Raw genomic sequence first — 26,984 nt, 5'->3', positions numbered from 1 at the left:
TCTGTAAACCCCCGCATTTACCCATTTGACAATCGAACTAATGATAAAAAGATCCTTAGCTGCTGCCTGTTTTGTCTCGCTCTTGACAGTCGAATTAGGTTACCCGATCGCTTTTGCTGCTGAAACTACACCTGTCGCTCAGACGATTGGCTGCGATATCGCGATCGCCGGAGGTGGTTTGAGCGGTACGGCGACTGCCTATGAAGGCTTACTTGCTGGCAAACAAGTTTGCATGACTGAGATTACCGACTGGGTAGGCGGACAGATTACCTCTCAAGGTGTATCCGCATTAGACGAACGCCCCACTCAGCGATCGAAAAAATACTTTTCACGCGGCTACCTAGAATTTCGCCAAAAAGTTCAGGATTATTATGGCAAATTAAACGTCGGGAGCTGCTGGGTCAGTGAAGTTTGTTTCTTGCCCAACGACGCGCACAAACTTTTGTATGGAATGCTCAAGGGTGCTGAGAAAAAAGGCAAAGGCAAGCTATATTGGTTCCCAAATACGGTAGTTAAGGAATTAATTGTCGGCAAAAGAGGCAACGGACAACAGATTAATGCGGTAGTGGCAATTCAACATCGCCCCCAACCTGGAGCTGCACCGCTTAATACCGAACCGCTGTCGCAGACGATCGAAGATGCTTATAGTTATCAGGATTCTCCCAAGTTTCAAAAGCAAAAAATCATCTTCATTCCAACTTATAAAACTCCCCAACAACAAGCAACCAAACCCGCAGATTGGTATGTCGTCGATGCCACCGAGACAGGCGAACTGGTTGGTTTAGCAGATGTTCCCTACCGATTGGGACTCGATCCCCGCTCTGCTGACGAACCCTCTGCCGCAACTACAACTGGCGATCCTTACTGTACCCAAGGGTTTACCTATACGTTTGCGATGACGACAACGGAGAAACCACAACTCCAGATCCAACCCGTCTCTTATCAACAATACGCCCCCTACTATAGCTACGAACTCAAACGCCTAGCTGATTTTGGATTAGTCTACAGCTATCGCCGCATCTTCAGTACGGGAGCTGGCAAACCAATGAGATTTGGCGGTATTAATTATACAGCCCCAGCACCAGGCGATATCTCCATGCAAAACTGGACGTGGGGTAACGATTATCGTCCGGGTAGTGCCACTGATAATTTGATTCTCGATCGATCCCAACTGCAAATTGGCGGACAACTCAAACCAGGCGGTTGGATGGGCGGCTTACGCACCGATACCCTCCGCAAAGGCGAAGAACACGCTCAAGGCTTTTATTATTGGCTAGTGGCTGGTACTACCGATTCTCGTGCCAATCCCGATCCCAAAGCTCCCGACCACTGGGTGAAGACACCCAACCCCAATCATCGCTATGTGAGCGGCTTAGACACCCCCATGGGCACGGCGCATGGCTTATCAAAATATCCCTACATTCGGGAAGGCCGCCGAATCATCGGCAGACCTAGCTATGGGCATAAGGATGGATTTGTCGTTGCCGAGGTGGATATGAGCCGCAATAACCTACTCGATCCGAACAAAATGCCAGAACTATCCCCAGCAGAATATCGTCGCTTGCAGGCAGTTTTATCTGGGGCAAATGCGCTCAACGTATTGACTGGCGATAAACCGACACCGCGCAATCGAGCGACCATGTATGCAGATACGGTGGGCATCGGTCACTACGCGATCGATTTTCATCCCTGTATGCAAAACTCGCCACCAGAAGCCCCCAATAACAGCGAACGACTCGGCGCGCGCAAAGGTGAAGGCCAAGCTTACCCCTTCCAAATTCCGCTGCGATCGATGATTCCGCAAAAGATTGATAATATGTTAATAGCGGGTAAAAGTATCGCTACCAGTCATGTGGCTGCTGCTGCCTATCGCATTCACTCCTTTGAATGGTCGGCTGGAGCTGCGGCTGGTACTACGATTGCCTACGCGCTCGAAAAAGGCATCACCCCCGCTCAAATGGTCGAAAATCTCCCCAATCGATCGCCATCGTTACTAGAGCTACGCAAACGCCTAGAAGCGAATAACAATCCAACATCGTTTCCAAATACTTCGATTTTTAATAATAATTGGCAAGAGTGGAAGTAACTATGGTGTTCGCGCCTGAAAAATCCAGTGAAACAGTCACAGTTTCCAAACCTTACCCGAACTTTAAAGTCATCGTTTTAGATGATGACTTTAATACCTTCGAGCACGTTCATACTTGTTTGATGACTTATATCCCTGGCATGAGTGACGATCGTGCCTGGGAACTTACCAATCAAGTCCATTTTGAAGGACAAGCGATCGTCTGGGTCGGCCCTCAAGAGCAAGCGGAACTCTATCACCAGCAACTCCGCCGTGCGGGTTTGACGATGGCACCATTAGAGGCTGCATGAGATACTTCTTTCCAAGTGTCAAGTTAGACATCTAGAGTGGATAGTGGATAGACAACCGACATCACAAAGCGAGAGCGTCTATTTCTTGAGTGGGAAGGGAGTAAGAATCGATTGCCCTTGGCACGCTTCGCGAACGAGAGTCAAGATTGCTTTTGTAATATTATCGATCTTTTAGTCATCTTGAAGATTACACGATCGGGTATTGTGGAGTAAAAATAATCTGCTCTCTCAATCCCGATGCGTCGCGACACCATCTTCTATCAACTTTTTCAGCAATCGCCATCGCTCCTGTTTGACTTAATTGCTAATCCACCTCCCAATGTTGCTGGTTATACTTTCGAGTCAGTCGAAGTCAAAGAAACCAGCTTTCGCCTGGATGGTGTATTTCTTCCCCCCGAAAACAGTGGAATTGTTTACTTCTGCGAGATTCAGTTTCAAAAAGATAATTGTTTTTACGAACGATTCAATAGCGAAACTGCGATTTACACCTATCGTTATCGCGATAAATTTTACGACTGGCGATCGATCGTCATCTACCCCAGCCGTAGTGTCGAACAAGAGCGATTAGAAGTAGTCAGCGATCTACTTGCTAGCGGACGGATTACGCGCATCTACCTGGATGAATTGAGTAATATCGAGCCACAACCGCTCGGATTAGAGCTAATGCTGCTGACAACGCTCAACGATGACAACGCAGTTACTAAAGCCAAATCGCTCATCGCTCGATCTCAACAGCTTCCAGATGGTCGTGCCATAATAGATATGATTTCGACCATTATGGTTTACAGATTTACTAGCTTAACCAGAACTGAGGTAGAAGCAATGATTGGCATTACCCTCCAAGAAACCAGAGTCTATCAAGATGCTAAAGCTGAAGGCAAAGCTGAAGGCAAGGCTGAAGGCAAAGCTGAAGGCATAAGTGAAGGTCGTCAAGCTGAGGGTCGAGCATTAATCCTACGGCAATTATCGCGGCGATTTGGGACTCTCTCTGTTGAAGTCAATGCTGCAATAATTGCCCTATCCTTGGAGAAACTAGAAGAGCTAGGCGAAGCCTTATTAGATTTTCAAGCAATTACCGAGCTAATAAATTGGTTAGAAACCAATCGGTAAGACTTGCCCTTTTGGCTCATTACTCCCACTCTTGCAATCGATCGAGCCAATGTTGCAGAGCGCGTTCGATTTGTTCTTTACGACGCTCGAAATTGGCAGCAAGGGTAATAATCGTGATGCCAGCTAATAACCCGATCGCCCATTTAGTAACTGGATATTCGGTAATTAACAGCAATAATTGATAACAATTGGTGAGGATAAAAGCGATCGTGCCCACATATAGCCAAGCTCGCACTCTGAGAACTATACCCAAAATGGCGATCGTCAGTCCGATGCCGATCGGCAACCATGGTTGATGCCATAATATGGCTGTTATCGCGATCGTGCCGCTGCCAAGGAGCCGCCCGTAATGACGATTTTGCTTGGAATTTTGCCAGTAGGGATCGTACTGGACTACGACTAAAATCGATAGCCCGACAAGAGTGGCGTACCACAGCGGACTGGTTAACTGATATTGAGCTAATACTCGCATCGCCGCCCAGTTGATAAATAGCAGACTCAGATAAGCCCAACCAAACTGGCGTTGTCGGCGTGCTACTCCAGCATAAAAGACAGCTAAAATTGCCAAATTGAGTAGCGAAATCTGCTCCCACTCAAATACTACCCGCGATAGTGGTAATACGAGCGCAACTTGTCGCCAGGGTCGATCGTGCCAACCCCATTGTCGCCAGGGAGCTAGTAAGATAAGTAAACCCATCAGGCAAGCAATTAAGATTAGCCCTTCATCGACGATACCTAGATTCTGAAAGATCGATCGAGCATATACCCCGACGCCTAATAATTCTGCCAATCCTACATAAATCCACCAATCGCCGCCATCTCTCTCCCTAGCTTGAATCAAGGCATAGCCACCCAATAACACGCTGATAAATAGGTGCAGTAATGTGAGCTGCGGGACGGGTACGGCGGGCATGGTGGCTGCGGCGATTTTCCAGGTACTCGCTACCGCCCAATGAATATGGGCGACATTTTTTAAGTGTTTGAGTGGAAAATTCCACCACAGAGCGCGACCTTTTTTTTGTTGCCACCAGACGCCAACTCGATAGCCTAGCGCGAGTAATGCGGTTGTGAAGCCATAAATAGTGAAGGCATCGGCGAGATTGCCACCAGGGGGAGCTTGGAGCAGATAGTGAGTAATTAGCTCGTAACAGCCCAAAGTGACTGACAATATCCCCAAATAACCGATCGCTCTAACATTCTGCCGACTGGTGAGGATAAAAGCTACACCTGCCACGATCGTCAACAATCCAGTATAAGCATTGAAAAATGGCAATCGGAGTAGCAATCCCCAGCCAGCTAGCAGACAGGGCAATAATTTTGCGCCCGGTACGGCTAATTGTTGCGGTAGCCGTCGCTCGGTGACAGTCAGCCAGCTCCAGACGGGGAACGCCGCTAGAATATTAGCAGTAGCTAACGATAAAGTATTCCCACTTAGCAACTGCACCACCGCTGCTAAGGCAATTTGCCCCGTCCATACCAAGCTCCAAAACCATACCCACTCAGGTATTAAGGCTTCTTGCCAACGACTGCGCGATCGAATGGCGATGGCTAGAATTCCGGTCGCGATGAGCGTAATTAAATGACTATTCTCAAATATCGATGTCGTGACTCTCACCAAGTTGCCCGGATCGAGATCGATCGCGACATTATAAGCATATTCTAGCGAACCGATCGATAGTCCTACTCCAGCTAAACCGATCGCCCAGCGATCGCTAGCCACAGCATAGATCCGAGGTAACTTGGGGCTGACAAACCATAACAGCGCGCAAGTCACTGCGCCAATTACCAACCAATAATTGACTAAAATCTGCCCAGCCAACAAACTAACGCCCAATCCCAATCCCCAGCCGATGTGAATTGCCGCTGGTAGAGTCTGTTTCAGCCGTTTGACGATCGGGAACATCAGCATGAGCGACGCGCCTAATAGGATCGATCGCCATTCCGGTCGATCGATTGTCAAACCTACTCCCATGCCCATTCCTAAAGTTGCCAACCAAGCGGCGGGAGTTTGGGCGGCGAGTTGCCACGGTTGCACGGGCGGCTGGCGAGTGGCGATATATGCGAACGCGATCGGGACTAGCAGCCACCATATCGGCCAAATTGCAGCCGCAGCGGGGATAGTAGCTAAAAGCGTGAAGCAACTATAAGAGAGGATTGCTAATCCCAATCCGAACTGCCAACTACTACGCAACCAACCATCTGTCTCGCGACGCACGGGTTGCGCCGAGAGCCACAACTCGATCGCGGTTAACACGATCGTGGATACTGCAAGTACCGCCAGATCGAGGATCTGGGCATTCTCTGCCGAAACGGTGACAAAATTCCGTGCGATTGCGAGCCACCAATCCCAGCGATAGGCTAGCGCGGCAAAAATGGTTGCCAAGCCAGTCAGGTGCGTGATGTAGATATAGCTCGATCTAGTCGGTAAATACCGCAGCGTGAGATGTAGCAAGATGCCAGTAGAAATTGCCAGATCGAGCAGTAAACTCAGTGGGTTAGTGAGATTGAATAGCGGTATTAACACGCCAGTACCCACAATTAGCAGCTCACCCCTGCGCGCGAGTAAATGCCAGCCTTGTTTCCAGAACCAGTTAGTCAGCCATACCCACAGCAGTAAATAGGGGAAAATTAGTAACGAGCCAGCGACGATATAGTTTGGCCCGAATACCAGCAGCAACAACGGTACAATTTTGGCGAATATGTCACCAATCGCGAGGGGCGTCCACAGAAAACTACTGAGGATATATGTTTGCAGTCCGACAAAAAATAGCGCGACGACTTCTCGATATTGTTGACGGTCGCGCAGGCGTTGCCACAGCCAGACTAATGCCAGAATGCTGACAGAGAAAGCTTGCCAAGAGCTATTTTTAGGCGAACTGAGTAAGTTGCCCATCCCGAATAACCAGCCCAATCCGAGCAGAATAACGCCGATCTGTTGGTATAGTCGCGCTAAATTGCGCAGCGTAGAGCGATAGCGTTCCGTCCGCAGTGACGCCGAGTGCTTGCTCCGCATCATCCGTGCAAAGCGACGGTGTTTTTGAAGCCCCCATTGGCTAAACAACCACCCGACAATCCCGATCGCCAGACCAAAGGTATAGAGTGGTAAATGTACTACCACCAAACCCCGCAGCAGCAATATCCCCACACCATAGATAGCCAGCGCGCCGCCTTCGATTTGGCGAATTTTTTGTAAGACGATCGCTACCCCAATCGCCCCAATATAAATCGCGGTCGCCGACCAATAGGGGATTTGCCAGCCTAGATGCAGAGTGCTGACGATCGTATATGTAGCTAAAAGTAAGCCAGACTGCCTAAAATCGGCGCGTCCTCGCTGCTGTTGATGTTTGAGATAAGTAATTCCCACCAGCCCGATCCCAGCAATGCTCGCCGTGACGAGTCCCAGCGGCTGCTGCCATAGCCCAAATGAATCGATCGCCCAAAAGTTGACTGGCATCAATAACAGCGTCACTAATTGCAGCGTGTTTGCCGTCAGGCGCAATCCCGCTTGTTTCCGCGCCCAACTTCCAACCACCCAAAACGCGATCGTATACAGCCATAACAAGCCATACTGCCCCCACGCTGGAAACCGCGACCACTGAGTTGCTGCCAATACCCCAGACGAGAGGATCACCAAAAATACACCCAAAAATAGCAGCCAGCGCACGCTCAATTCATCCTTGAGGTTCTGCCATACAGTGCGAACTGAGGACGGAATTGGTGCGACGATCTGTGGCTCCCAAATTTCGGGTGGGGCAATGGGTGCCATCTTAGATTGCACAATAGGCAACTCCTCGCTCAAACAAGCCTGGGCAATGTTCAGGATTTGCGATCGATCGAGCATTTGCGATCGTGTCAAGCGATCGAGAATAGCTAACAATTCGGGATTGTCAGGATCGATTTGCAACTCTAACCAGATCGATTTTGCGGGGGTCTGGGGCATAGGGGGTAGATGGGTGGATGGGCTTGCTACTTTCGCGAAGTCGTTGGCGTAGCCTCTCCGATGGGAGAAGTGCTCGATGAGCGGGTAGTACCGACAACCTCTCTGTCAGGGGATACTCTACTATCGTGCCCTAGTAAGACTGATTCTTCTCGACCCATGTGACAGTTTGGCGATTGCTCCAAGTAGTCTCGATTGAAATTTTTACTAAACTACTAAAAAATTGTCCGGATGCTTGAGTGCAATTGATGTAAATAAAAGAACAATACATCTGACACTTACCGATCTTCGTGATGTTGAAATATCTGCCCATTACTGCGTTTGCTGCAATCGTCAACCTGGTATTCGTTGCTACTAGTTTAATTCAGACTGCTAATGCAACGGTCGATCCCACAATATCGATCGCTACTAACGAGTATCAGAAATTGATTACTAAAGACGAAAAACCCAGTCAGATTAATGCCCAGCAGCGTAACGACATTAAAAGTATTCATCGAGTTTTAACCCAATACTATCGCGGTTTTAATGAATATAGTGTCGAGCGGATGGAGCGGGCGACAGTACCAGGATCGGTTACCGAGCAGGGATATTTACGAGATTTTTTTGCACGAATGAGATCTGCTGGAGTCGGAATGAGCGTTGAAGTTGAGAATATTGAGTTGGTTTCGATCTCAGAAAATAATGCTTTAGTAACTATCGACCAAGTAATGAAGGTCAGAGGACAAAGAGGATCGGCGACATCTCACCAGTCAGCTTCTATTGCCTTAACTAAGTATCGCGGTCAATGGAAAATTAGCGATGGTAACACGGTAATTAAATCTCTCAATCGCGATCGCTAAGTAAATCTTTAACGGTTTATTATAACAACATTAGATCGATATTCACTAATCTTTCATTAGTGAAAAATAAGAGTCTAAACTAAACCACCTTGGATATGAATTGTTAGAGTGGAGTTTAAGTTGTCATCTTGACAACTTAATTAATAATTACTCTCACCGATCGTCGCCGAAGTGTCAAATATTAATTATTAAATAACTAAATATCCAATGAAAATATCGACTATTAACTGGTTGTCGAGAGCGATCGTGCTGCCATTATTTATCGTAACTGCAAGCATCGCTCCTGCTAGTGCCGAACAAATGGCTCGCAGGCGGAGCCTCTCCCTTGGAGAATCTCGCCGCGTCGAATCTTTGCCGTCAGTTAAAGATCTTAATCTTAGCATTCCAGTTCCAGCAATGTCGATCGACTCTACCAAAAGTCAAGAATCGATGTCCACAACACCGTATTGGTCTAATTCTCGTTCGCGGAATGGCTCTACTACAATTGTTAAAGAACGCGATCGTAAATCTAAGCCGATATCTAAAGCAAAACGCAAGCTAGCTACCAATCGGGTCGAGCCGATAAATCTAGTTATTCCAACAGCTTCACCGCCAAAATCGGTTTTAAAACGTAATAAAATTCTAGCATTAAACACAGAACTATCTCAGAATAAGACTGCTAGAGACATTCGCCAAACTAAGTCTAACTTTAGGCGAAAATTGGCAGCCGTATCTCGATTGTCCGAAAATGGTAATTATCTCAAGCTAGTTAGATATCTCAGTCTCGGAACTAACGAAGTCGGTAATCCGATTTACGTACTTGAGGCGTATGTAAATGGACGTAAGTATCGGACATTTAAAGTAGTTACTGGTACTGCCAATACGCAATCTGCCGATCGACATATCGGCAATAATTCAGCACCCTTACCAGATGGAATTTACGAAGTCAGCAGTCAAGTTATTCCTGGAATGACCCCAGAAGTCGGGGCTACTTTTATTGGAATTTTTCCAAAATTTGAAACTAAAAGAACTGGTTTGGGGATGCATCTCGATCCGAGTTTTAACAAGCGTAATGGATACGATGGAACCTCTGGCTGTATCGGAATTACAACTTTGGTAGAGCGCGATGCACTCGATAATTTTGTAACTAAGTACCATCCACGTAGCCTGTTTGTCAGTATCCTGACACCATCAGATCGGTAGCAATATTTTTTCAATAAAAATAATCATTAGCTCCCACTATTCTATGCTAGGAGCGGGAGATTTTTGTGTTAGCATTTAATAGAAAAAGCTATTCATACCTCTCGATCGCCATCTATGGATCGTTCCAAAATTGTTGCAATTATTACAGGCACCATTTCGATCGTGCTCGCGATCGCCTATTTAGTCGTCGTCCAAATTATTGATTTTCGGGGCGAAATGCTTCCTGCGCCGATCGTCGAAACCATCATTCAAGGATTGCCACTAGCAAATTTAGCGATCTAATATTAGATAATCTCTACTCTTCTGATAGCGATTTTCTAATGTTAATTACATCCAGCTCTGTGGGATTAATTAAGGAATGAATCAGTGTCCTTTGACTGTTGACTTTACCAATCTCATTAGTGCTTCATTATTGCGGTTGCGCGCAAAATCGCCATTTTTCGGCACTCTTGCCATGTTTGCCAACTTTATGTCCGACCCGAGCATTCCTTGCGCCGCCACAGATGGACGCGATATTTGTCTCAATCCAGAATTTCTCAGCTCCTTGTCAAAACAGCAGCAAGATGGTCTAATCTTGCACGAAATTTTGCACGCCGCGCTCTTGCATCCGTTGCGCCTCCACGAGCGAGAACCGAGATTATGGAATATTGCGGCAGATATTGTGGTCAATGGGATGATTATGCATCAGAGTGGATTTGAACTTCCACCAGGTGGATTGCGAGATGAGAATTTAGAGCATTCCAGTGTCGAAGAAGTCTACGAAATCTTAAGAGCCACAGGAAGCAATCGCTTTCAATTAGTCTATCCCGATCTGCTCGCTCCCACTGCTGGCAAGATGACAACAGACACGACAAGCACAACCAGCGATTCGCTCGCCAGCAAGCTCAGTCAGCCTCAAACAGGCAACCACAAAGCAGAAGTGACCGCCTATTGGAAGCAGGCACTCCAACAAGCCACCGCTAGCGATCGGACATCTCGTTGGGGTAAATTAGCACTAGGCATCGAGCGAGAATTAGAATCCAACCTCAATCCACAGTTAGATTGGCGATCGTATCTATGGCGATATTTAGCACGCACGCCGACCGATTTTCAGGGCTTCGATCGCCGCTTTGTCGGACGGGGACTCTATCTCGAAGCTCTAGAAAATGAATCATTGCAAGTATATATCGCGATCGATACTAGCGGCTCGGTCAGCGAAGCCACTCTGGGAGTATTTATCGATGAAGTCAAAGGCATTATTGGTGCCTATCCTCATTTAGCCTGTAACTTATATTATGTCGATCGCGATACTTATGGCCCTTATCTACTGACGAGCGATTCACCCTTACCTAGACCCCAAGGTGGCGGTGGAACATCCTTTGTCGCATTTTTCGATCGAGTAGCCCAAAGCTGGGACGAACATACCCAATCTGTCTGCATTTATCTCACAGATGGCTATGGTGAATTTCCCCTGCACCCACCATCGATCCCCACCCTGTGGGTAGTCACCCCTGGGGGATTAGATTTAGCCAAATTTCCCTTTGGCACAGCAATTCGATTGCAGAAATAGAAGTTAGCAGGTACTCTTGAAAAGATTCAATGGTAAACACTAGCTCGATCGACCGCTCGCATTCATCGCTGGTTTGTAACGATTGGTGGGAACACTAAAGATCGAGCCAGATTCAAACTCTGACAATCTTTTTCTCGCCGAGCGTCAACAATATGTCAAAATGCAATAAGTCGCAACAGGGAGCAACAGTTGAGTAACTCAGATCGGTCTAGACCAGCAAATAAATCGGCTCATCTAGGTAAAGCCGAAGACATCCCAGCAGCCCTGCGGGATGGCGATAAAACTCGACCCGATCGCCTCAAACATATCGCAGTCGCCAAACGTCCGGTGAGTGGCATCGCCATCGGATTGACGATTTTAGCCTCTAGTGGCGCGGCATTTTTGGTAGTTACAGCTTTACGCCAGTCACCCGTCGTCTCACCGCCGAGCGCGAACACGGCTCCTAGTAACGACGATCGTCTCAGTCAAACCCCCGCTGCCACTCAGTCCGCCGATACAGATAATGTTTTAAATCATTTACCTTACAGCGAAGCTCCCGACGCCGAATTAGTCTCGATCGGCGGCGGCTATCGATTGCGTAAAGCTGCGGCTGCTAAATTTCAAGCTATGGTAGCAGCAGCCCGAGCCAACGGGGTAAATATCACCACAATTTCTGCATTTCGATCGGTTGAAGATCAAAAACGGTTATTTTTTGGCGTCGGTGCGGCACGCGGACAGCAACCCACCAAACGTGCCGAAGTCAGCGCACCGCCCAAGTACAGCGAACATCATACTGGCTATGCTGTCGATATCGGCGATGGTACGGTACCAGCGACCAATCTCAATCAAAATTTCGATACGACACCTGCTTATAAATGGATGAAGGCTAACGCCGCTACCTATGGTTTCGAGCTATCTTTTCCCAAAAATAACATTCAAAAAGTTAGCTACGAGCCTTGGCACTGGCGGTTTGTCGGCGATATCAACAGTTTGGAAACCTTTTATAAGGCACACAATCTCAATAGTAAGTAGCCTCAGTGAATCTATTTGTTGGTGCTTAATCTCTAAACGCCCTAAACTAAATTGTTTCGTTCCGAACGGCTACGCCAATGGGCTAAGCGCAAAATTCCACTGAAGTGGGTTGAGCCATAGCGATCGATGGTAACTAAATCTGCGAGTATGGAAGGTCGATCGATCGGCAGTCGATCTGAATCTACTTAGCCCAAATTCAGATTATTTAGATAATTTTGCTAAATATTAAGTAGACGTAAATAGTACGACCGCTCTATAGTAGTTATATATTGAATTTGAGTCGATTCGGCAAAGCCGACGCCACACGATCGCATTATGGAATTAACTAAAGCTCAACAAGAACTCTACGATTGGTTAGTAGATTATATTCGCGAACACCAACACGCACCTTCGATCCGTCAAATGATGCAGGCGATGAACCTCAAATCGCCCGCCCCCATTCAAAGTCGCTTAGAACATTTACGCAGTAAAGGTTTTATTGAATGGGCAGAGGGTAAGGCCAGAACGATTAAAATTCTTAAATACGCAGCTAGCGGCGTACCGATTTATGGGACGATCGCGGCAGGCGGATTGGTCGAGCCTTTTACCGATGTGGCGGACAAATTAGATTTATCGCCGATTTTTCACCAGTCCGATTATTTTGCACTGCAAGTGATGGGCGATAGCATGATCGAAGATTCGATCGTCGAGGGCGACATGGCAATTATGCAGCCCGTCAAGGACTCTGCTGATGTGAAAAATGGCACGATCGTCGCCGCACGCGTCGAAGGTCAAGGTACCACTCTCAAACGCTATCATCGTCAGGGCGAACAGATTACCCTCCAACCTGCTAATGCTAAATACAAACCAATCGAAGCTGAGGCTCACTTAGTCCAACTTCAAGGAATCTTAGTTGGCGTTTGGCGCGGTTATCAGTCGATGAAACGCTAGATTTAACAGTTCGACACCAATACATTAACAGCAAGGGGTAATTCATTCATTACCCCTTCTTTGTGTCGATCTCGATCGATCTGCTTGCATCCCCATTGCAGCACCACCTAAAATCTAGGTGTCAACCATTTCCCCTCTCCCCTCTCATCTCTCCCAACCCCCAACCGATGAAACTAACATTTATTATCGACCCGATCGCTAAATTAGATCCCACTCACGATACCAGCGTGGCATTGATGGAAGCGGCGGATCGAGCTGGGCATCAGGTGTGGATTACCCAAGCCGAAAAATTAAGCGTTGTGGAGGGAAGAGCGTGGGGATTTCTTCAGTCAGTCAAACTGACTCCCGTACAGCTCCAAGCTGGCCGCTGGGTGGCTCAGGAAGACTGGTATCAGTTGGGCGATGTAGCATTCCAGCCTTTAGAGGAAATGGATGCCGTCTTCATGCGCACAGACCCACCTGTAGATGTACCTTATTTATATACAACCTATATTCTCGACTGTATCGATCCGGCTAAAACTCTGGTCGTCAATAGTCCAGCGGGATTGAGAGCGGCAAATGAGAAAATGTTTGCCTTGCAATTTGCACAGTGGATGACCGAAACGATCGTCTCTCGTGATAAAGATGTAATTCGCCAGTTTGTCGAAACGCATGGTGCGGCTGTATTAAAACCGCTGGGAGGCAAAGGCGGAGAAGGGATTCTATTTCTGACGCCAGACGATCGCAATTTTAATTCTCTGGTTGAAGTCAGCACGGGGCGCGATCGAGAGCCGTTGATGATTCAGAAGTTTTTACCCGCAGCCAAAGATGGCGATAAGCGGATTATTTTGCTCGATGGCAAACCATTGGGTGCTGTAAATCGGATTCCGACAGGCAAAGAATTTCGCGGCAATATGGCTGTGGGCGGACGCAGCGCACAGGTAGATATTACCGAGCGCGAGCTACAAATGTGTGCGGAAATTGCCCCGAAATTACAAGCGGCTGGTTTATACTTCGTGGGCATCGATGTCATCGGTGGTTATTTGACAGAGGTCAATGTGACCAGTCCTACAGGTATCCGCGAGATCGATCGCTTGAATGACGTCAGTCTGGGGCAGCAAGTCATCGAGTGGCTATCACGGCGTCGTCGTTAACCTAAGTTGCTAGTTATGAGTTATTGGTAAAGCTAGAGGGTAGAGAGTAAGGAGTAGGGATTGGGAAAAAGGCGAGCATTTTCACTCCCATACGATATCCTCTACCTTCTACCTTCTAAACACACTAACAACAAGTAACCACCAACCTACGTAAGTAGTTAAGATTTTTGTAAAATCCGAGCGAGCGATCGAGATCTTGCCGGAAATCAGGCTACAACTGATGTAGATAATGACAGCTAAAAGTTTATAAATTCTGAGTAACGATTAATTATATGCGCAACCATTATCACTTAGCAGCGATCTTGACTGGCACCGCAGTCGTCAGTGCGATTGTCATTACCATGCCTAGTGCTGCTCGTGCCTTACCTGGCAGTCAAGTCAATGATATTGCTCGTGAAGTGACTGTCCTAATTCGCGGCGACCAGAGTCATGGATCGGGCGTAATTATTCAAAAAACTGGCAACACATACTACGTCCTCACTGCCGAACATGTGGTCAGACAAAAAGACGATTTTAAAATAGTCACTGCTGACAAGCAAGCCTATTCGATCGATTACAGTAAAATCAAGCGGTTTAATGGTGTCGATCTGGCAATCGTCAAATTTACCAGCGAGAAAAACTATCCGCTTGCTAAAATTGGCACGGCTAAACCGAGTGAAGGACAAGATGTATTTGTCTCTGGTTGGCCGTCAAATGGCGCGATCGGGAATGCAGCAGGCGGCGAATTGATCAGACAGTTTACCTCTGGCAGTATTTCCGGTTTTTTGCCTAGACCTTTGAACGGCTATAGCATGATTTATACCAATGTTACCCGTGCTGGGATGAGCGGTTGTCCGGTATTGGATACAGCGGGTAGATTGGTTGGAGTGCATGGGTTGGGAGATAAAGAGGATGCCCGTCAACTCGCTCAATCGGGTTTGACTCAAGAAGCAGCAATGGGTTTAGCGGCCAAAATTAAGCCAGGATTCAACTATGCCATCCCTATTAGCGTATTCTTACAAAAGGCTGGCTCGGTAGGGATCGATACCGATTCATTACAAATCGAAAAATCTCCAGCTCCTGAAGCGGGTGCGGCTTATGTTGCTAGCAGCAAACCAGATCCGCGCGACAAAATCGATAATATTCAAGCCACGCTAAAATCAGTTCGCGATGTCAGAGAAACTGTCGATGAAACGCGTAGAACTGTCGATAGTATTAGAGGACTATTCGGACGCTAAGTTCGTTAAATATTCGGAAATATAGTTACACACTTTCGATCGAAATCACCGAGCTTAATTAATAATTAAGCTCGGTGATTTATTAATGGCAATCTTACTTCATTCCATGATTTAGCAATGCCAATAAAGTCACTTATCCAGCTAACCAACAGTAACTCGACAATTTTCCTTAACCCAATTATGCACGATCGCATTCACCTGAGTAGGCATTTCATCATGGGGACAGTGCCCTGCTGCAAGGTAATATTCTTGCAATTTTGGGTAATATTCCCGGAATTTTGCACCGCGCTTGCGTGCATCGATCCACGGATCGCCTTCACCCCAAATCATCAGTAACGGACACTGCATTTGTCCCAGCAGTACGTCCACCTTTTCGCCTTGTTGATTACTAAAAATCGAACCAAATACTTGAGGCGCACCACGATCGCAAGAAGGGCGATAAATCTCATCTACTAGTTGTTCGGTGACTGCACTCTGGTCTACATACACCTTCTTAAGCGTACTGCGAATAAATGACTTCCGTTGGACGAATTTATACAATAATGAATTACCGATCGGATGACGCAAAAAGCCAGTTAGGAGCTGATTGATTGCTTTTTGAAATAAGTTTGGTTCTTTGGGATGAGTGCTATCGGTAAATGGGCCAGCACTATTAAGTAAAATCAGACCAGCAGCGGATTCTGGATACTCAGCAGCGACACATAACGCCGCGTAACCACCGAGCGAATTCCCTGCTAAAACGACAGGCTGACCGATAACTTCGGTAATAAAGTCATGCAATTGCGCCCGCCACAAGTCGGCACTATACGTCCAAGCTGGCTTCGCGGCACGCCCAAAACCCAATAGATCGATCGACCAAACCTGGAATTCTTGACTGAGTTCGGAGATGTTCTTGCGCCAATGATCTGTCGATGCGCCAAAGCCATGAATCAAGAGCAACGGCGGTCGGTGAGATTTGGCTTCACCCGCACGCACGTAATAAATCTGTTCGCCCCGCCAGTGCCAATATTGACCGGGGAGCGGTTGGGTGGAAATTAGCGGCGTAGTGGTAGTCATGGGGTGAATTGAGTATGGAGAGAATCGATCGCACTATTGACTATGTTAGACATTTCCCCCAGCTCAAGCAAACCAACCTCTGGTTGCGGCATAATAGAGAAAGTTGTCCAGTTCTACTTAAAAGAGGAAATTAAAGCGTGTCTGTTGAAACTATCGAACAGCGTTCGACATCTCGGAAGCTCGCGCCCAATTACCGCGTGCTGCTTCATAACGATGATTTTAATAGCATGGAACATGTGGTTCAGGTATTAATGACTAACATTCCCCATATGTCTGAAACTAAGGCCATTAGTGTGATGATGGAAGCACATCAGAATGAAATGGCTTTGGTGATCGTCTGCAATCAAGAACATGCCGAACATTACTGTGATGTCCTCAAAAGTCACGGTCTAACTAGCACGATCGAGCCTGCCGAGTAATTGTCGATCGGCGACGGTCGATCGCCATTATTGATTTTAATCGATCGAGATTGATGCTCTGAACTATTAATCTATCTAAAGCTTCAATCTCGCCATCTAATTTATGCGAAGCTTTAGGGCGATCGAGCAAGAAAACATTAAGAGACAAAGACTCTTTGACAGGCGAGCTAATTCGTGTGAATTTTCTCAGTAAATAACTAAAAATATTGACAAATATATATTTAATTACATTTCAACCTATGACATTAAAACCAACGATATTTTGTGGTTAGTTATAAAAGTACTAATTTGTGTCAATAACATCATTAGAATATGACACTGAATGAACTTAGTATCCTCCATCACCTAACTTTTAAGTCATTTCACTTCTTCGATCGAACCCAAACAAAAAAATGTGCCTGAAGTTAGTTTCAGGCACATTTTTTCATAATTAATAAATCAAATTTAACCTTGAAGTGCTTCAGCACCGCCGACGACTTCGAGAATTTCTTGGGTAATGGCGGCTTGGCGGGCTTTGTTATAACTGAGTGTCAGCGAACCGATCAATTGTTTGGCGTTGTCGCTAGCGTTATTCATCGCTGTCATCCGAGCTGCTAGTTCGCTGGCGGCGGATTCTTGAAGCGCGCGGAGGAGTTGATTATTAAGATACAGAGGTAAGAGTGCATCCAGGATTTGATTGGGATCTTGCTCGAAGATTGTATCGCTGGGTAGTGGTTGCACGGATGTATCGATTTTTTCACGCTCGACACTGAAATTACCACCGCGAGTAGTCAGGCGAAAAACTTCATCGTCTGGAACTTCCAAGCCTTGCGGAGTTAAGGGTAATAAAGTTTGAACTACTGGGCGAGACGAAATCAGCGAGACGAATTTAGTATAAACTAGCTCTACTCGGTCTACATTTTCGGAGAGGAACAGCGAGAGCAATTCATCAGCGATTTTACCTGCTTCAGCAGCAGTCGGGATTTGTTCTAAACCCGTGTAGTTAGCACTGATAGGTTGATTGCGGCGTTGAAAATACTGAGTAGCTTTGCGTCCGACGGTGACAAATTTATAGTCTAAACCTTGGGCTTTAAGTTCTTTGGCGCGCAGTTCGGCTTTTTTGATAATCGAACTATTGTAACCGCCACACAAGCCGCGATCGCCTGTTACGACCAAGATGCCCACGCATTTTGCTTCGCGTTGTTGCAAGAAAGGTGAAGTAGCATCGGCAAATGTGAGGCGATTTTTAAGGCTATATAAAACTTGTGCCAATCTGTCGGCAAAAGGACGAGTGGCGATAACTTGTTGTTGCGCCCGACGTACTTTAGCTGCTGCGACTAGGCGCATGGCTTCGGTAATTTTTTTAGTATTTTTAACTGATTGAATTCGATCGCGAATAAGTTTTAAGTTAGCCATATTTTATAAGAGTTCTTAGTTGTAGGTTTTTGGTGCTTAGTTAAGAAAGGGAATAGGGAATAGGGAATAGGGGATAGTGGTTTTAATTCCTGAGAACGATCTCCACTATATTTTTATCTATAATTTTTATGAAAAAAGGGATCGGGTTTAATAGACTAGGTTTAAAAGATGTGTAAGTAGATGTTTTGTGCAGCTCTTATTCTATGCTTTGAAACACCCACTCACACGTCTCTATTCCCTATTCCCTATCCCCTATCCCCTAATTTCTAAGCTGCGGCTAAGAAGGATTTTTTGCACTCAACTAATGCAGCCTTGAGCAGATTTTCGGCTTCATCAGTCAACTGCATTTTGTTGTCTTTGATGGTTTGAGCGTACTCAGGTTTGCTATTTTTTAGGTAGTCTTTGAGTGCGGTGGTGTAACCGACGACTTTATCAACAGCGATATCGTCGAGGTAGCCGTTTAAGCCTGCATAAACTACGGCAACCTGTTCGGCGACCGATAGTGGCGAGTACTGAGGCTGCTTGAGAATTTCGCGTAACCGCGCGCCACGAGCGAGTTGATTTTGGGTCGCTTGGTCGAGGTCGGATGCGAATTGGGCAAAGGCTTGGAGGTCATCAAACTGCGCAAGTTCGAGTTTGAGTTTACCAGCAACCTTTTTCATTGCTTTGGTTTGTGCTGCGGAACCTACGCGGGATACCGAGATACCTGCGTTGATCGCTGGGCGCAGACCGGAGTTGAAGAGGTCGGCGGAGAGGAAGATTTGACCGTCGGTAATCGAAATTACGTTGGTAGGGATGTACGCGGATACGTCACTTGCTTGAGTTTCGATGATCGGTAGAGCTGTCATGCTACCGCCGCCGAGTTCGTCGCTGAGTTTAGCAGCGCGCTCTAGTAAGCGGGAGTGAATGTAGAATACGTCGCCGGGATAAGCTTCGCGTCCGGGTGGGCGACGGAGTAAGAGGGACATCTGACGGTATGCTTGAGCTTGTTTGGACAAGTCATCATAGATAATCAGGGTCGCTTTACCTTGGTACATGAAGTACTCAGCGATCGCCGCACCAGTGTAAGGTGCGAAGTACTGAAGGGTAGCAGGATCGTTAGCATTTGCCGCTACAACGATGGTGTAAGCCATCGCGCCAGCTTCTTCGAGTACGTTGACGATGTTAGCAACTGTGGACGCTTTTTGACCGATCGCGACGTAAACGCAAATGACATCTTCGGATTTTTGGTTGACGATCGTATCGACGGCGATGGTGGTTTTACCAGTCTGTCTGTCACCGATGATCAGTTCCCGTTGTCCGCGTCCGACAGGAATCATCGCGTCGATTGCGGTAATCCCAGTCTGCATGGGTTCGTATACCGAACGACGTTCGATAATCCCAGGTGCCATGAATTCAATCAGGCGGGTGGTGGAAGTCGCGATATCGCCTTTACCATCGATCGGACGAGCCAATGCGTCAACTACTCGACCGACAATTGCGTCACCGACAGGAATTTGCGCGATTTTACCAGTTGCTTTAACGGCACTACCTTCTTGGATTTCCCGACCGTTGCTCATCAATACCACACCGACGTTATCGGCTTCTAGGTTGAGAGCTAAGCCCACGCTGGCATCTTCAAATTCAACGAGTTCTCCAGACATGACTTTATCCAAGCCATACACGCGGGCGATACCGTCGCCGACTTGGAGTACTGTACCAACGTTGGATGATTTAACGTCTTGAGTATATTGTTCGATTTGCTGGCGAATAATGCTACTAATTTCGTCAGGTCTGATACTAATCATAATTATCTCTTTACTGATGTTTTCTATAGGTTTTAGGCTTTAGGCTTTAGGCTTTAGGTTTTTTAACGCTCGGTTAAATCCCTATCCCCTATTCCCTATTGCCTACTATGCAATGCTCAGACCCAAGCGGCGAATTTCAGCGCGTAAGCTGGAGTCGATGACTTGAGAACCGACTTTAATAATGACTCCACCGATAATCTCTGGATCGATTTTGGTGGCGATTTCGACACTACTAGAGCCAGTCATGCCTTGGACGCGATCGCGGATAGATTGCGTTTGGGCGTCAGTTAGCGCGATTGCACTGGTGACTTCAGCCAAGACAATTCCTCTGAGGTCGCGCATCATGGCTTGATACCGCTGGCAAATTCCGGCCAAGTAGCCAATTCTTCGGCGATCGACTAAGATCGATAAGAAATTGGACATGAATGGGTGAACTTTGCCGCCGACAATTTTACCTAAAATTTCTTTTTTATCGGCAATCTTGACGATCGGATTGGCTAAGATCTGAGTCAGTTCTGGAGATTCATCGAGCAGCTCTAACAAAGCGGCACAATTGTCACCAAATTCATCGACCAGGTTTTGAGACTGAGCGAGGGACATCAGCGCATCTGCGTAAGGGGTGAGTACGATACTACCCATGGCACTACCTTTCATTACTTATCTCCTACCAGAGCGATACTACGATCGACCAACTGCGCTTGTGCGGAGTCGTTCAAGAGGTTTTTGAGTTGAGATTCTGCCCGCTCCATAGCAAGTTTAGTCACCCGCGCACGCAATTCGGCGATGGCTTTATCTTGCTCTGTATTGGTATCGGCAGCAGCGAGTTCTTTCATTCGCTCAATATCGGCAGCAGCTTTGGCTGCGATTTCCGCTTTGGCGTTTTCGGCACTGATAGTTGCCGTTTTGCGGATATTCTCAGCTTCTGTTTGTGCCTGAGCCAGATTTTTCTTGGCTACTTCTAGGGCGGAGATGGCTTGTTTTTGCCGAGCTTCCGTATCTTGAATGGCAGTTTCGATCGCCAGACGGCGTTCGGTGAGAATTTCTGTCAAGAGTTTGCGCCCGAAGACAAATACAAAAATCAAGACCAAAACGAGGTTAACTAAATTGGCTTCGATAAAATCTGTATTTAATCTGAAACCGCCACCTTCGCTGGTGGCGAGGAATAAGAAATTTCCCATCATATATATGTGCTAGAACTGGGCGATTCGACAGGCGTATCGGTCATTTGTTACCAGCGACTAGCGATCGGTTACATTTAGGTTTCCGACTAACTGTTCGCTACTAACTGTTTTAATCTGGCTAGCAGGTTATTTTATTTAACTAACTCAGCTCCCAACAACTTAGTCAGAATTTGACGGCTGAGGGCTTCTACTTGAGGCTCTAAAGCAGTAAAAGCAGACTGCTTTTGCTTATCGATCTCAACTTGGGCTTGTTCGCGTTGAACTTGCGCCGCTTGTTGAGTTTCAGCAAGTTGACTAGCAGCGATTTTTTGAGCTTCAGCTTTAGCTGTAGCGATGACTGCTTGAGCTTCACGCCTGGTATCGGCTAGTTCTGCTTCGTACTTTTTAGCGATCGTTTCAGCTTCGGCGAGTTTGGCTTTGGCATCGCCTAAACCACCGCGAATGTATTGGTCGCGATCGTCTAATACTTTGCCCAGCGGCTTATAGAATAGGGCATTTAATACTGCAACCAAGATGACAATTTGGATTGCCATCAGCGGCAAGGTAGCATCAAAGTCAAACAGTTTACCCTTTTCGGCTACTTCTTCTACTGCGGCTGGTACCAGCAGTAGTGTCCATTGTGGGATCATCTTTATATACTTTCCTTGAAAATTTTAGCTCAGGAGGAAATCGGCAGCCCAGAAATCGGTAGTCAGGTGGCGATCGAACATGTTTGAACTACAGCGATCGAAATTACTAACTATCCAAACTGTCTGTAATGCTTGACTGACCAACTCTTCACTGTCCGTTCCCCCGATCGTTGACTTGCGGACTAGGAGAAAGGGTTAGCAAACAAGAGAATCAGCGCGACAACCAGACCGTAGATTGTCAAGGATTCCATGAACGCCAAGGAAAGAATAAGCGTACCGCGAATTTTGCCTTCCGCTTCGGGTTGACGTGCAATCCCTTCAACAGCTTGTCCAGCAGCGTTGCCTTGACCGATACCAGGACCGATCGAAGCTAGACCGACAGCAAGAGCAGCAGCGATAACAGAAGCAGCAGCAACAGTAGGATTCATGATGTATTTACCTTGAAAAATTGATTGAGAGAATATTAGTTGAGATTAATTTAGTTGGGAGTTCGGAGTTGGGAGTTCGGAGTTGGGAGTCTTCAGACTATTCACTATTTACTATTCACTACTCACTGTTCGCTAAATTTTAGTGTTCTTCTTCATGTTCGCCATGACCTTCGATCGCTTCACCGATGTACACAGCAGCTAGTGTTGCAAATACCAATGCTTGAATCGCACTGGTAAACAACCCTAATAGCATAACTGGAATCGGGATAATAAACGGAACTAGTAGAACTAGTACGCCTACCACTAATTCATCAGCAAGGATGTTTCCGAATAAACGGAAGCTTAGTGATAACGGTTTAGTGAAGTCCTCAAGGATGTTGATTGGCAGCAGGATTGGTGTCGGCTCGATATATTTAGCCAGATATCCCAAACCACGTTTGCGGAAACCTGCATAAAAATAAGCTAGGGACGTCAGCAATGCCAATGCCACCGTAGTGTTGATGTCGTTGGTTGGCGCAGCTAGTTCGCCGGATGGCAAGTGGATTAGCTTCCACGGCAGCAAAGCACCCGACCAATTGGATAAGAAGATGAATAAAAACAAGGTACCGATAAATGGCACCCAAGGCCGATATTCCTTCTCACCAATTTGGTCTTTGGCTAAGTTGCGGATATACTCCAAGGCATACTCCATCAGGTTTTGAATCCCACGGGGAATGCGCTGAACATTGCGAGTCGCAGCAATTGCCGCAATTAGCAGCAAGCCAATCACAAACCAAGATGTCAGAAACACTTGACCGTGGATTTGGAGGTTCCCTAGTCGCCAATACAAGTGATGACCGACATCCAATGCCGCCAAGGGCAGGAAATTTATGATGTTTAAACCATCTAACATGTGCATCTAGGAGCTGTTTCCAGTGATTATTTACCAAGCAAAATATTTTGCAATTGGTGGTCGATCTTGTTGCTCGACTAAATTCGACAGATTTTAGTCAGCGATCGAGAGTATCCGCACTAGGTATACCAGCAACGCGGCTTTGTAGGTCAGAAAACCCAAAAAGACTGGCAGAATTTGCAACTGGTTCCATTTGGCGGCAACAAGCATCAAGACTACCACTAGTGCTTGACGATTGAGGCTGAGCTTCATAGTTTCAGTACCCAGGCGGTCTACATCTCTGGCTAGCAGTCTCAAGTACACTACTCCAGTAACTGCACCCAATAGGTAATTGCCAGCGACCCTCAAACCATAGAAATAAACCACAGCAGCAAATGCCACAGCAGTAATTGCTAGAGTAATCAGATACAACTCTTGTTTGAGCTGTTGATACTCACCCATCGAGTTCTCTGACGATTGAGTTACACTAGATTCATCAAGTGTAGTTGCCTCATTAACTAATAATTCTGTCAGTTGAGGTGTTTCGTCAGTAGATTTCACAGCGGTTTAGTGTTATTCGATCCCGAATCGACCATCATCGATTGTATCACCGACAGGTAACAATACTTAAAAAAAATTTATCGGCTGAGAATTGCGCTAAATCGCCTAGAGATGAGACTGTGAGTGGGGGATCGCCTACAGCTATCAATTTGGTACTACTCACGGACAGTTTGGCTGAGTCGGCTACTTAGCGGTGCTCGTCAGACCGCGCGTGCGGAAAATATCGGTAATTGTAGGTGCGTAGGTGGGCAAGCCAAAGGTAGCGGGACTGACCGGATTAGTCGCGCTAAAGTGGCGATAATTCAGACAAAAGCGATCCCATTCAGCCATTTGAATCTTAAATAGCTTAATAAAGAAATTGGTCAGCCCGATCGAGAGGGGAATCTGGAAAAGACTTTTTTTGCCAAAGTAGGCACAAATCTCTTTGATACCAGCATCTGCCTGGACTAGTTGATTGCCCAAAACGATGCGGCGATCGAATTTATCAGCAATTTCGGGATGGGTGATGAGATGTCTGACGACTTCGGCGATATCTTTGCCATGAATGAAATGGAAGCTACCGTCGGCACTGAACCATTGCAATAGTCCAGCGTATTTAGAAATAGTTGGTAAGTCGGCAGAGAGATAAGAGTAGGGCTTGGTTGCATCGCCACCAAATACGAGAGTAGGAAAAACTGTAGTAATTTTTGAGGCAATACTTTTGGCACTATTAGAAGCATTGCGCTCGCGAGTTAATTTGTCCAAGCACTGGTATTTGGACACAATATAATCTGTCCCGATCTTACCTGCTTCTGGCAGTAATTTATTCTGGCGATCGAGCACGCTTTGAGTCGAGAAATAGATAACTTGCTGACACACTTGCGGGTCGAGCAAATCGAATAAAGCATGAGTTTTTGTATAATTAATATCAAATGCTTCCTGTCCGCCCCAACCTGCTGCTGTCAAAACGGCAACCTCGATCGTTTTCAGTAACTCAGCTTGTTTTTCAATTTCCATCATGTCGGCAGTAATGACATGGATACCAGGACGTGCGTTCGTATCTACTTGCAATTTGGCAGGGTTGCGGACGCAGAGAAATAGTTCGTAATCGGTATTTTGGATCAGGGTTTCGCTAATATAATGACCGACACAACCGCTGGCACCAGTTACAAGAATACGCATTTAATTAGAGGGTAGAGAGTAGATGCTGTTAAATATCGAGTATTTGTGGTTTGGCTAAAGTACGGCAAAACCCATCATCAATCGGTTGAGCGCACCAAGCAGCGAGACAAGACAAGACAGAGAGCGGGGAGTTGGGGCAGATATGGTAGCTTGATTTCCGCCGTATTGTACTAGGCAGTGCTTTTTTCTTTTGGGTAGTTTAGATAATTCTGGGCTTCTTCTCGAATCATTGGTGAATAATTTTCGTTTGCGGCTACATGCTGAAGCAGTTTCAGCAAATCTACATCCCCGACTCGATCGATTCTATAGAGCGATCGATCGCGATGGGTAAATTAGTATTGGTATCAGTTTTACCAACAAAACCGTCACCATAATAAGCAGCAACAATTTTTATTTCACCCAAAATATGCTGATTGAATTCTACTAAGTCTTCAGCAGGTATCCATAATTCTTTGTGAACTTGAGAGCTACCGACAATTTGAACTTCAAACTGAAAAACATACGTATCATCGACATCAAACTGGGTTACAAAGCCAGCATAGCCGGAATTTGGATCGGTGGTATTCCAATCTTTGGCGATTTGAATTGCATAATCTAAATTCAAAACCGGATAGAAAATCGGCTGAGATGGCAATCGCGGCGGGAAAGCTAGAAACTGACTATTGGCAATTAATTCTAGCTCCCGATAGCCGATCGGACGATACAGACGCATATAAATAAGAGCTTCAAGATCTACAACAAACGATCGACAGATTGCTACTTAACTTTTGGTGTAGAAGAATAATAACGTGTAGGCGAATTGCCGATCGTATTACCAACTTGCATGGTGTTAAGATAATTAGTTAATTGAACTGTTGTGACTGGCGGGAGAGTGCGAAGGCTAGTTTGAAATTCTAGATCGGATTTTTGAAATACAACCTGCCGTTGGATCGAGCTAATTTTATTCCACTGAATCTTAGGATCTGCTTTGAGTTTTGCCAATCGATCGCGTCTGAGTTTACTTATATCTCTAATTTCGGGAATATAAGCTTCCAGATTTTGTCCCCATTGCACCCGCATTTGTTCTCGAAAATACTCACCGCGTCGAAGCCATTGACCACTTTTAAATGTCAGCCAATTTGTAGGTAATCTAGATAGTTCCTGTTTAGTATCGACGGGAATTTTAGCGTATTCAGCCGTGAGTTTGGCTGCGATCGCATTCTTGAGCTTGGTATCGGCAGTAGCGACAGATTTGCCCATGACCTCATTTATCATAAAACATAGCACCTCTGCACTCATGTCGCTAGTCATGCGATTTAATGGTGGTTTGCCAGGTGCGAGCCAATTTTTAGGTACGGCATCATAGAAAGACACCAGCCACAGTGCATCTCGATCTCCGTCGAGTGCTTGTTGGCGGAGATTTGCGACTAATTTAGTTTGGATTTGAGTGCGTTCGGCTAGAGTACCCTTAACGATTTGGGGTTCGAGCGCAATGGTTTGAAAGACAGTATTCCGCATTCCCAAATTGGTCATCCAGTCTTTGCTCAGCCGTTGGGCAATTTTTTGCTGCTGGTTGGGGGTAAATTTGACCCCTAGTACTTGTCCGTAGACATTCGTGAAGTTTTTGAGAGTCGCTGGGATGAGGGGTGGTACGGCAACTAGCGGCGGGTTATTAGGAGTAGTTACAGGCTGAGGATTAGTTGCTGGTAAGGTAGTCGGAGTTACGGTAGTGCTAGGAATAACTTTGGTTGCTGGCGGGACAACTTTGGTGGGTAGCGGCGTATTGACTGGTAGTGGCGTTTTAGTAGTGGTAACGGGTGTCGTAACTGTAATTGCAGGTGCGACTATTCCTGCCACACCCAGCGCACATAATATGGCAATAACTCCAGAATTAATGCTGGTTGGTTTCATGGTATCTGCATCCCGCTCTATGTAATTAGATGACTATCTCTAGTTCATCGATCGATTATACTCTGTGACGATCGCCTTACATCTGTAGGACCCGTTCGGGATCTTTTTAAGCTCGATAATGGCTTCTGATAGAGCAGAAATTAACTTAGTGTCGGAAAATTAACGCTTGTCGCGGAAACCAGCCAACCAGTCGCGGAGTTGTTCGGAAGCGACATCGCAACCGCCCAAACCGAACGAAATGGCTACTGCAACTGCGATCGCACCTAATATTAGACCGAAGGCCAAGTTGACGATACTAGCTGCAATGCCCATTTGTGGTCGT

Annotated in this window: 26 protein-coding genes; 12 read left to right on the top strand and 14 right to left on the bottom strand. The window is 46.4% G+C overall.

The window, feature by feature from the left end:
- The first annotated feature begins 40 nt into the window (after window positions 1-40).
- The 3 genes from CHA6605_RS14945 to CHA6605_RS14935 all read left to right on the top strand — a co-directional run bounded on the left by CHA6605_RS14945 (window position 41) and on the right by CHA6605_RS14935 (window position 3,486).
- Window positions 41-2,086 (top strand): FAD-dependent oxidoreductase, encoded by a 2,046-nt coding sequence (locus tag CHA6605_RS14945; protein ID WP_015160274.1) that lies wholly within the window; start codon window positions 41-43, stop codon window positions 2,084-2,086.
- 2 nt (window positions 2,087-2,088) lie between these two features.
- Window positions 2,089-2,376, top strand: coding sequence for an ATP-dependent Clp protease adapter ClpS (clpS, locus tag CHA6605_RS14940; RefSeq protein WP_015160273.1), 288 nt, complete (start codon window positions 2,089-2,091; stop codon window positions 2,374-2,376).
- Between the two features lie 237 nt (window positions 2,377-2,613).
- A complete protein-coding gene (locus CHA6605_RS14935; protein ID WP_015160272.1) occupies window positions 2,614-3,486 on the top strand; it encodes an Rpn family recombination-promoting nuclease/putative transposase in 873 nt (290 codons plus the stop codon).
- Window positions 3,487-3,505: 19 nt separating this feature from the next.
- Here the strand turns inward: CHA6605_RS14935 and CHA6605_RS14930 are convergent, their stop codons facing one another.
- Window positions 3,506-7,426, bottom strand: coding sequence for a hypothetical protein (locus CHA6605_RS14930; RefSeq protein WP_015160271.1), 3,921 nt, complete (start codon window positions 7,424-7,426; stop codon window positions 3,506-3,508).
- 290 nt (window positions 7,427-7,716) lie between these two features.
- On the opposite strand from CHA6605_RS14930, the gene CHA6605_RS14925 reads away from it, so the two are divergent.
- From CHA6605_RS14925 to CHA6605_RS14895, 8 genes are all read left to right on the top strand, one after another.
- Window positions 7,717-8,262 carry a hypothetical protein gene (locus CHA6605_RS14925; protein WP_015160270.1) on the top strand — a complete coding sequence of 182 codons (546 nt, stop codon included), beginning with the start codon at window positions 7,717-7,719 and terminating at the stop codon, window positions 8,260-8,262.
- A 207-nt stretch (window positions 8,263-8,469) separates the two neighbouring features.
- Complete coding sequence (locus CHA6605_RS31675; protein WP_015160269.1) at window positions 8,470-9,444, top strand: L,D-transpeptidase; 975 nt, start codon at window positions 8,470-8,472, stop codon at window positions 9,442-9,444.
- Window positions 9,445-9,558: 114 nt separating this feature from the next.
- Window positions 9,559-9,726, top strand: a complete 168-nt coding sequence (locus CHA6605_RS35095; RefSeq protein WP_015160268.1) for a hypothetical protein — start codon at window positions 9,559-9,561, stop codon at window positions 9,724-9,726.
- 76 nt (window positions 9,727-9,802) lie between these two features.
- Complete coding sequence (locus CHA6605_RS14915) at window positions 9,803-10,993, top strand: vWA domain-containing protein (protein ID WP_015160267.1); 1,191 nt, start codon at window positions 9,803-9,805, stop codon at window positions 10,991-10,993.
- A 189-nt stretch (window positions 10,994-11,182) separates the two neighbouring features.
- A complete protein-coding gene (locus CHA6605_RS14910; RefSeq protein WP_015160266.1) occupies window positions 11,183-12,004 on the top strand; it encodes a M15 family metallopeptidase in 822 nt (273 codons plus the stop codon).
- 315 nt (window positions 12,005-12,319) lie between these two features.
- Window positions 12,320-12,934, top strand: coding sequence for a transcriptional repressor LexA (gene lexA / locus CHA6605_RS14905; RefSeq protein WP_015160265.1), 615 nt, complete (start codon window positions 12,320-12,322; stop codon window positions 12,932-12,934).
- A gap of 167 nt (window positions 12,935-13,101) precedes the next feature.
- Window positions 13,102-14,067, top strand: a complete 966-nt coding sequence (gene gshB / locus CHA6605_RS14900; protein WP_015160264.1) for a glutathione synthase — start codon at window positions 13,102-13,104, stop codon at window positions 14,065-14,067.
- Between the two features lie 272 nt (window positions 14,068-14,339).
- Complete coding sequence (locus CHA6605_RS14895; RefSeq protein ID WP_015160263.1) at window positions 14,340-15,284, top strand: S1 family peptidase; 945 nt, start codon at window positions 14,340-14,342, stop codon at window positions 15,282-15,284.
- 141 nt (window positions 15,285-15,425) lie between these two features.
- On the opposite strand, the gene CHA6605_RS14890 is transcribed toward CHA6605_RS14895, so the two are convergent.
- Window positions 15,426-16,340, bottom strand: a complete 915-nt coding sequence (locus CHA6605_RS14890; protein ID WP_015160262.1) for an alpha/beta fold hydrolase — start codon at window positions 16,338-16,340, stop codon at window positions 15,426-15,428.
- 137 nt (window positions 16,341-16,477) lie between these two features.
- Here CHA6605_RS14890 and clpS (CHA6605_RS32975) point away from each other — a divergent pair, with 137 nt between their 5' ends.
- Complete coding sequence (clpS, locus tag CHA6605_RS32975; protein ID WP_015160261.1) at window positions 16,478-16,759, top strand: ATP-dependent Clp protease adapter ClpS; 282 nt, start codon at window positions 16,478-16,480, stop codon at window positions 16,757-16,759.
- A gap of 444 nt (window positions 16,760-17,203) precedes the next feature.
- On the opposite strand, the gene CHA6605_RS14885 is transcribed toward clpS (CHA6605_RS32975), so the two are convergent.
- The 12 genes from CHA6605_RS14885 to CHA6605_RS34190 form a co-directional block, all read right to left on the bottom strand.
- Entirely contained in the window at window positions 17,204-18,154 is a 951-nt protein-coding gene (locus tag CHA6605_RS14885) for a F0F1 ATP synthase subunit gamma (protein WP_015160260.1), read from the bottom strand.
- Between the two features lie 266 nt (window positions 18,155-18,420).
- Window positions 18,421-19,941: a F0F1 ATP synthase subunit alpha gene (atpA, locus tag CHA6605_RS14880; protein WP_015160259.1), complete on the bottom strand. Its 1,521-nt coding sequence runs from the start codon at window positions 19,939-19,941 to the stop codon at window positions 18,421-18,423.
- A gap of 105 nt (window positions 19,942-20,046) precedes the next feature.
- Window positions 20,047-20,595: an ATP synthase F1 subunit delta gene (gene atpH, locus CHA6605_RS14875; protein WP_015160258.1), complete on the bottom strand. Its 549-nt coding sequence runs from the start codon at window positions 20,593-20,595 to the stop codon at window positions 20,047-20,049.
- Entirely contained in the window at window positions 20,595-21,122 is a 528-nt protein-coding gene (locus CHA6605_RS14870) for a F0F1 ATP synthase subunit B (RefSeq protein ID WP_015160257.1), read from the bottom strand. Before CHA6605_RS14870 ends, atpH begins: the two co-directional genes overlap by 1 nt.
- 131 nt (window positions 21,123-21,253) lie before the next feature.
- Entirely contained in the window at window positions 21,254-21,751 is a 498-nt protein-coding gene (locus CHA6605_RS14865; protein WP_015160256.1) for a F0F1 ATP synthase subunit B', read from the bottom strand.
- Between the two features lie 182 nt (window positions 21,752-21,933).
- Entirely contained in the window at window positions 21,934-22,179 is a 246-nt protein-coding gene (gene atpE / locus CHA6605_RS14860; RefSeq protein WP_015160255.1) for an ATP synthase F0 subunit C, read from the bottom strand.
- A 139-nt stretch (window positions 22,180-22,318) separates the two neighbouring features.
- On the bottom strand, window positions 22,319-23,077 hold the full coding sequence (gene atpB, locus CHA6605_RS14855) for a F0F1 ATP synthase subunit A (RefSeq protein ID WP_015160254.1): 759 nt from the start codon (window positions 23,075-23,077) through the stop codon (window positions 22,319-22,321).
- An 87-nt stretch (window positions 23,078-23,164) separates the two neighbouring features.
- Window positions 23,165-23,611 carry an ATP synthase subunit I gene (locus CHA6605_RS14850; protein ID WP_015160253.1) on the bottom strand — a complete coding sequence of 149 codons (447 nt, stop codon included), beginning with the start codon at window positions 23,609-23,611 and terminating at the stop codon, window positions 23,165-23,167.
- Window positions 23,612-23,794: 183 nt separating this feature from the next.
- Window positions 23,795-24,772 (bottom strand): NAD-dependent epimerase/dehydratase family protein, encoded by a 978-nt coding sequence (locus CHA6605_RS14845; RefSeq protein ID WP_015160252.1) that lies wholly within the window; start codon window positions 24,770-24,772, stop codon window positions 23,795-23,797.
- Window positions 24,773-25,052: 280 nt separating this feature from the next.
- Window positions 25,053-25,484: a hypothetical protein gene (locus CHA6605_RS14840; protein ID WP_015160251.1), complete on the bottom strand. Its 432-nt coding sequence runs from the start codon at window positions 25,482-25,484 to the stop codon at window positions 25,053-25,055.
- Window positions 25,485-25,528: 44 nt separating this feature from the next.
- A complete protein-coding gene (locus CHA6605_RS14835) occupies window positions 25,529-26,662 on the bottom strand; it encodes a hypothetical protein (protein ID WP_015160250.1) in 1,134 nt (377 codons plus the stop codon).
- Between the two features lie 159 nt (window positions 26,663-26,821).
- Window positions 26,822-26,974 (bottom strand): hypothetical protein, encoded by a 153-nt coding sequence (locus tag CHA6605_RS34190; RefSeq protein WP_157259997.1) that lies wholly within the window; start codon window positions 26,972-26,974, stop codon window positions 26,822-26,824.
- Between the last annotated feature and the right edge of the window lie 10 nt (window positions 26,975-26,984).

The organism is Chamaesiphon minutus PCC 6605 (assembly GCF_000317145.1).
GTDB lineage: Bacteria > Cyanobacteriota > Cyanobacteriia > Cyanobacteriales > Chamaesiphonaceae > Chamaesiphon > Chamaesiphon minutus.
The sequence above is the reverse complement of the archived record's forward strand: the minus strand, read 5'-3'. Positions and strand labels throughout refer to the sequence as shown.

Excerpts from the sequence above, each read along its gene's own strand:
- CHA6605_RS14945 (WP_015160274.1), top strand. The coding sequence starts at position 41 with ATGATAAAAAGATCCTTAGCTGCTGCCTGTTTTGTCTCGCTCTTGACA.
- clpS (WP_015160273.1), top strand. The coding sequence starts at position 2,089 with ATGGTGTTCGCGCCTGAAAAATCCAGTGAAACAGTCACAGTTTCCAAA.
- CHA6605_RS14935 (WP_015160272.1), top strand. The coding sequence starts at position 2,614 with ATGCGTCGCGACACCATCTTCTATCAACTTTTTCAGCAATCGCCATCG.
- CHA6605_RS14930 (WP_015160271.1), bottom strand. The coding sequence starts at position 7,426 with ATGCCCCAGACCCCCGCAAAATCGATCTGGTTAGAGTTGCAAATCGAT.
- CHA6605_RS14925 (WP_015160270.1), top strand. The coding sequence starts at position 7,717 with ATGTTGAAATATCTGCCCATTACTGCGTTTGCTGCAATCGTCAACCTG.
- CHA6605_RS31675 (WP_015160269.1), top strand. The coding sequence starts at position 8,470 with ATGAAAATATCGACTATTAACTGGTTGTCGAGAGCGATCGTGCTGCCA.
- CHA6605_RS35095 (WP_015160268.1), top strand. The coding sequence starts at position 9,559 with ATGGATCGTTCCAAAATTGTTGCAATTATTACAGGCACCATTTCGATC.
- CHA6605_RS14915 (WP_015160267.1), top strand. The coding sequence starts at position 9,803 with ATGAATCAGTGTCCTTTGACTGTTGACTTTACCAATCTCATTAGTGCT.
- lexA (WP_015160265.1), top strand. The coding sequence starts at position 12,320 with ATGGAATTAACTAAAGCTCAACAAGAACTCTACGATTGGTTAGTAGAT.
- gshB (WP_015160264.1), top strand. The coding sequence starts at position 13,102 with ATGAAACTAACATTTATTATCGACCCGATCGCTAAATTAGATCCCACT.
- CHA6605_RS14895 (WP_015160263.1), top strand. The coding sequence starts at position 14,340 with ATGCGCAACCATTATCACTTAGCAGCGATCTTGACTGGCACCGCAGTC.
- CHA6605_RS14890 (WP_015160262.1), bottom strand. The coding sequence starts at position 16,340 with ATGACTACCACTACGCCGCTAATTTCCACCCAACCGCTCCCCGGTCAA.
- CHA6605_RS14885 (WP_015160260.1), bottom strand. The coding sequence starts at position 18,154 with ATGGCTAACTTAAAACTTATTCGCGATCGAATTCAATCAGTTAAAAAT.
- atpA (WP_015160259.1), bottom strand. The coding sequence starts at position 19,941 with ATGATTAGTATCAGACCTGACGAAATTAGTAGCATTATTCGCCAGCAA.
- atpH (WP_015160258.1), bottom strand. The coding sequence starts at position 20,595 with ATGAAAGGTAGTGCCATGGGTAGTATCGTACTCACCCCTTACGCAGAT.
- CHA6605_RS14870 (WP_015160257.1), bottom strand. The coding sequence starts at position 21,122 with ATGATGGGAAATTTCTTATTCCTCGCCACCAGCGAAGGTGGCGGTTTC.
- CHA6605_RS14865 (WP_015160256.1), bottom strand. The coding sequence starts at position 21,751 with ATGATCCCACAATGGACACTACTGCTGGTACCAGCCGCAGTAGAAGAA.
- atpE (WP_015160255.1), bottom strand. The coding sequence starts at position 22,179 with ATGAATCCTACTGTTGCTGCTGCTTCTGTTATCGCTGCTGCTCTTGCT.
- atpB (WP_015160254.1), bottom strand. The coding sequence starts at position 23,077 with ATGCACATGTTAGATGGTTTAAACATCATAAATTTCCTGCCCTTGGCG.
- CHA6605_RS14845 (WP_015160252.1), bottom strand. The coding sequence starts at position 24,772 with ATGCGTATTCTTGTAACTGGTGCCAGCGGTTGTGTCGGTCATTATATT.
- CHA6605_RS14840 (WP_015160251.1), bottom strand. The coding sequence starts at position 25,484 with ATGCGTCTGTATCGTCCGATCGGCTATCGGGAGCTAGAATTAATTGCC.
- CHA6605_RS14835 (WP_015160250.1), bottom strand. The coding sequence starts at position 26,662 with ATGAAACCAACCAGCATTAATTCTGGAGTTATTGCCATATTATGTGCG.
- CHA6605_RS34190 (WP_157259997.1), bottom strand. The coding sequence starts at position 26,974 with ATGGGCATTGCAGCTAGTATCGTCAACTTGGCCTTCGGTCTAATATTA.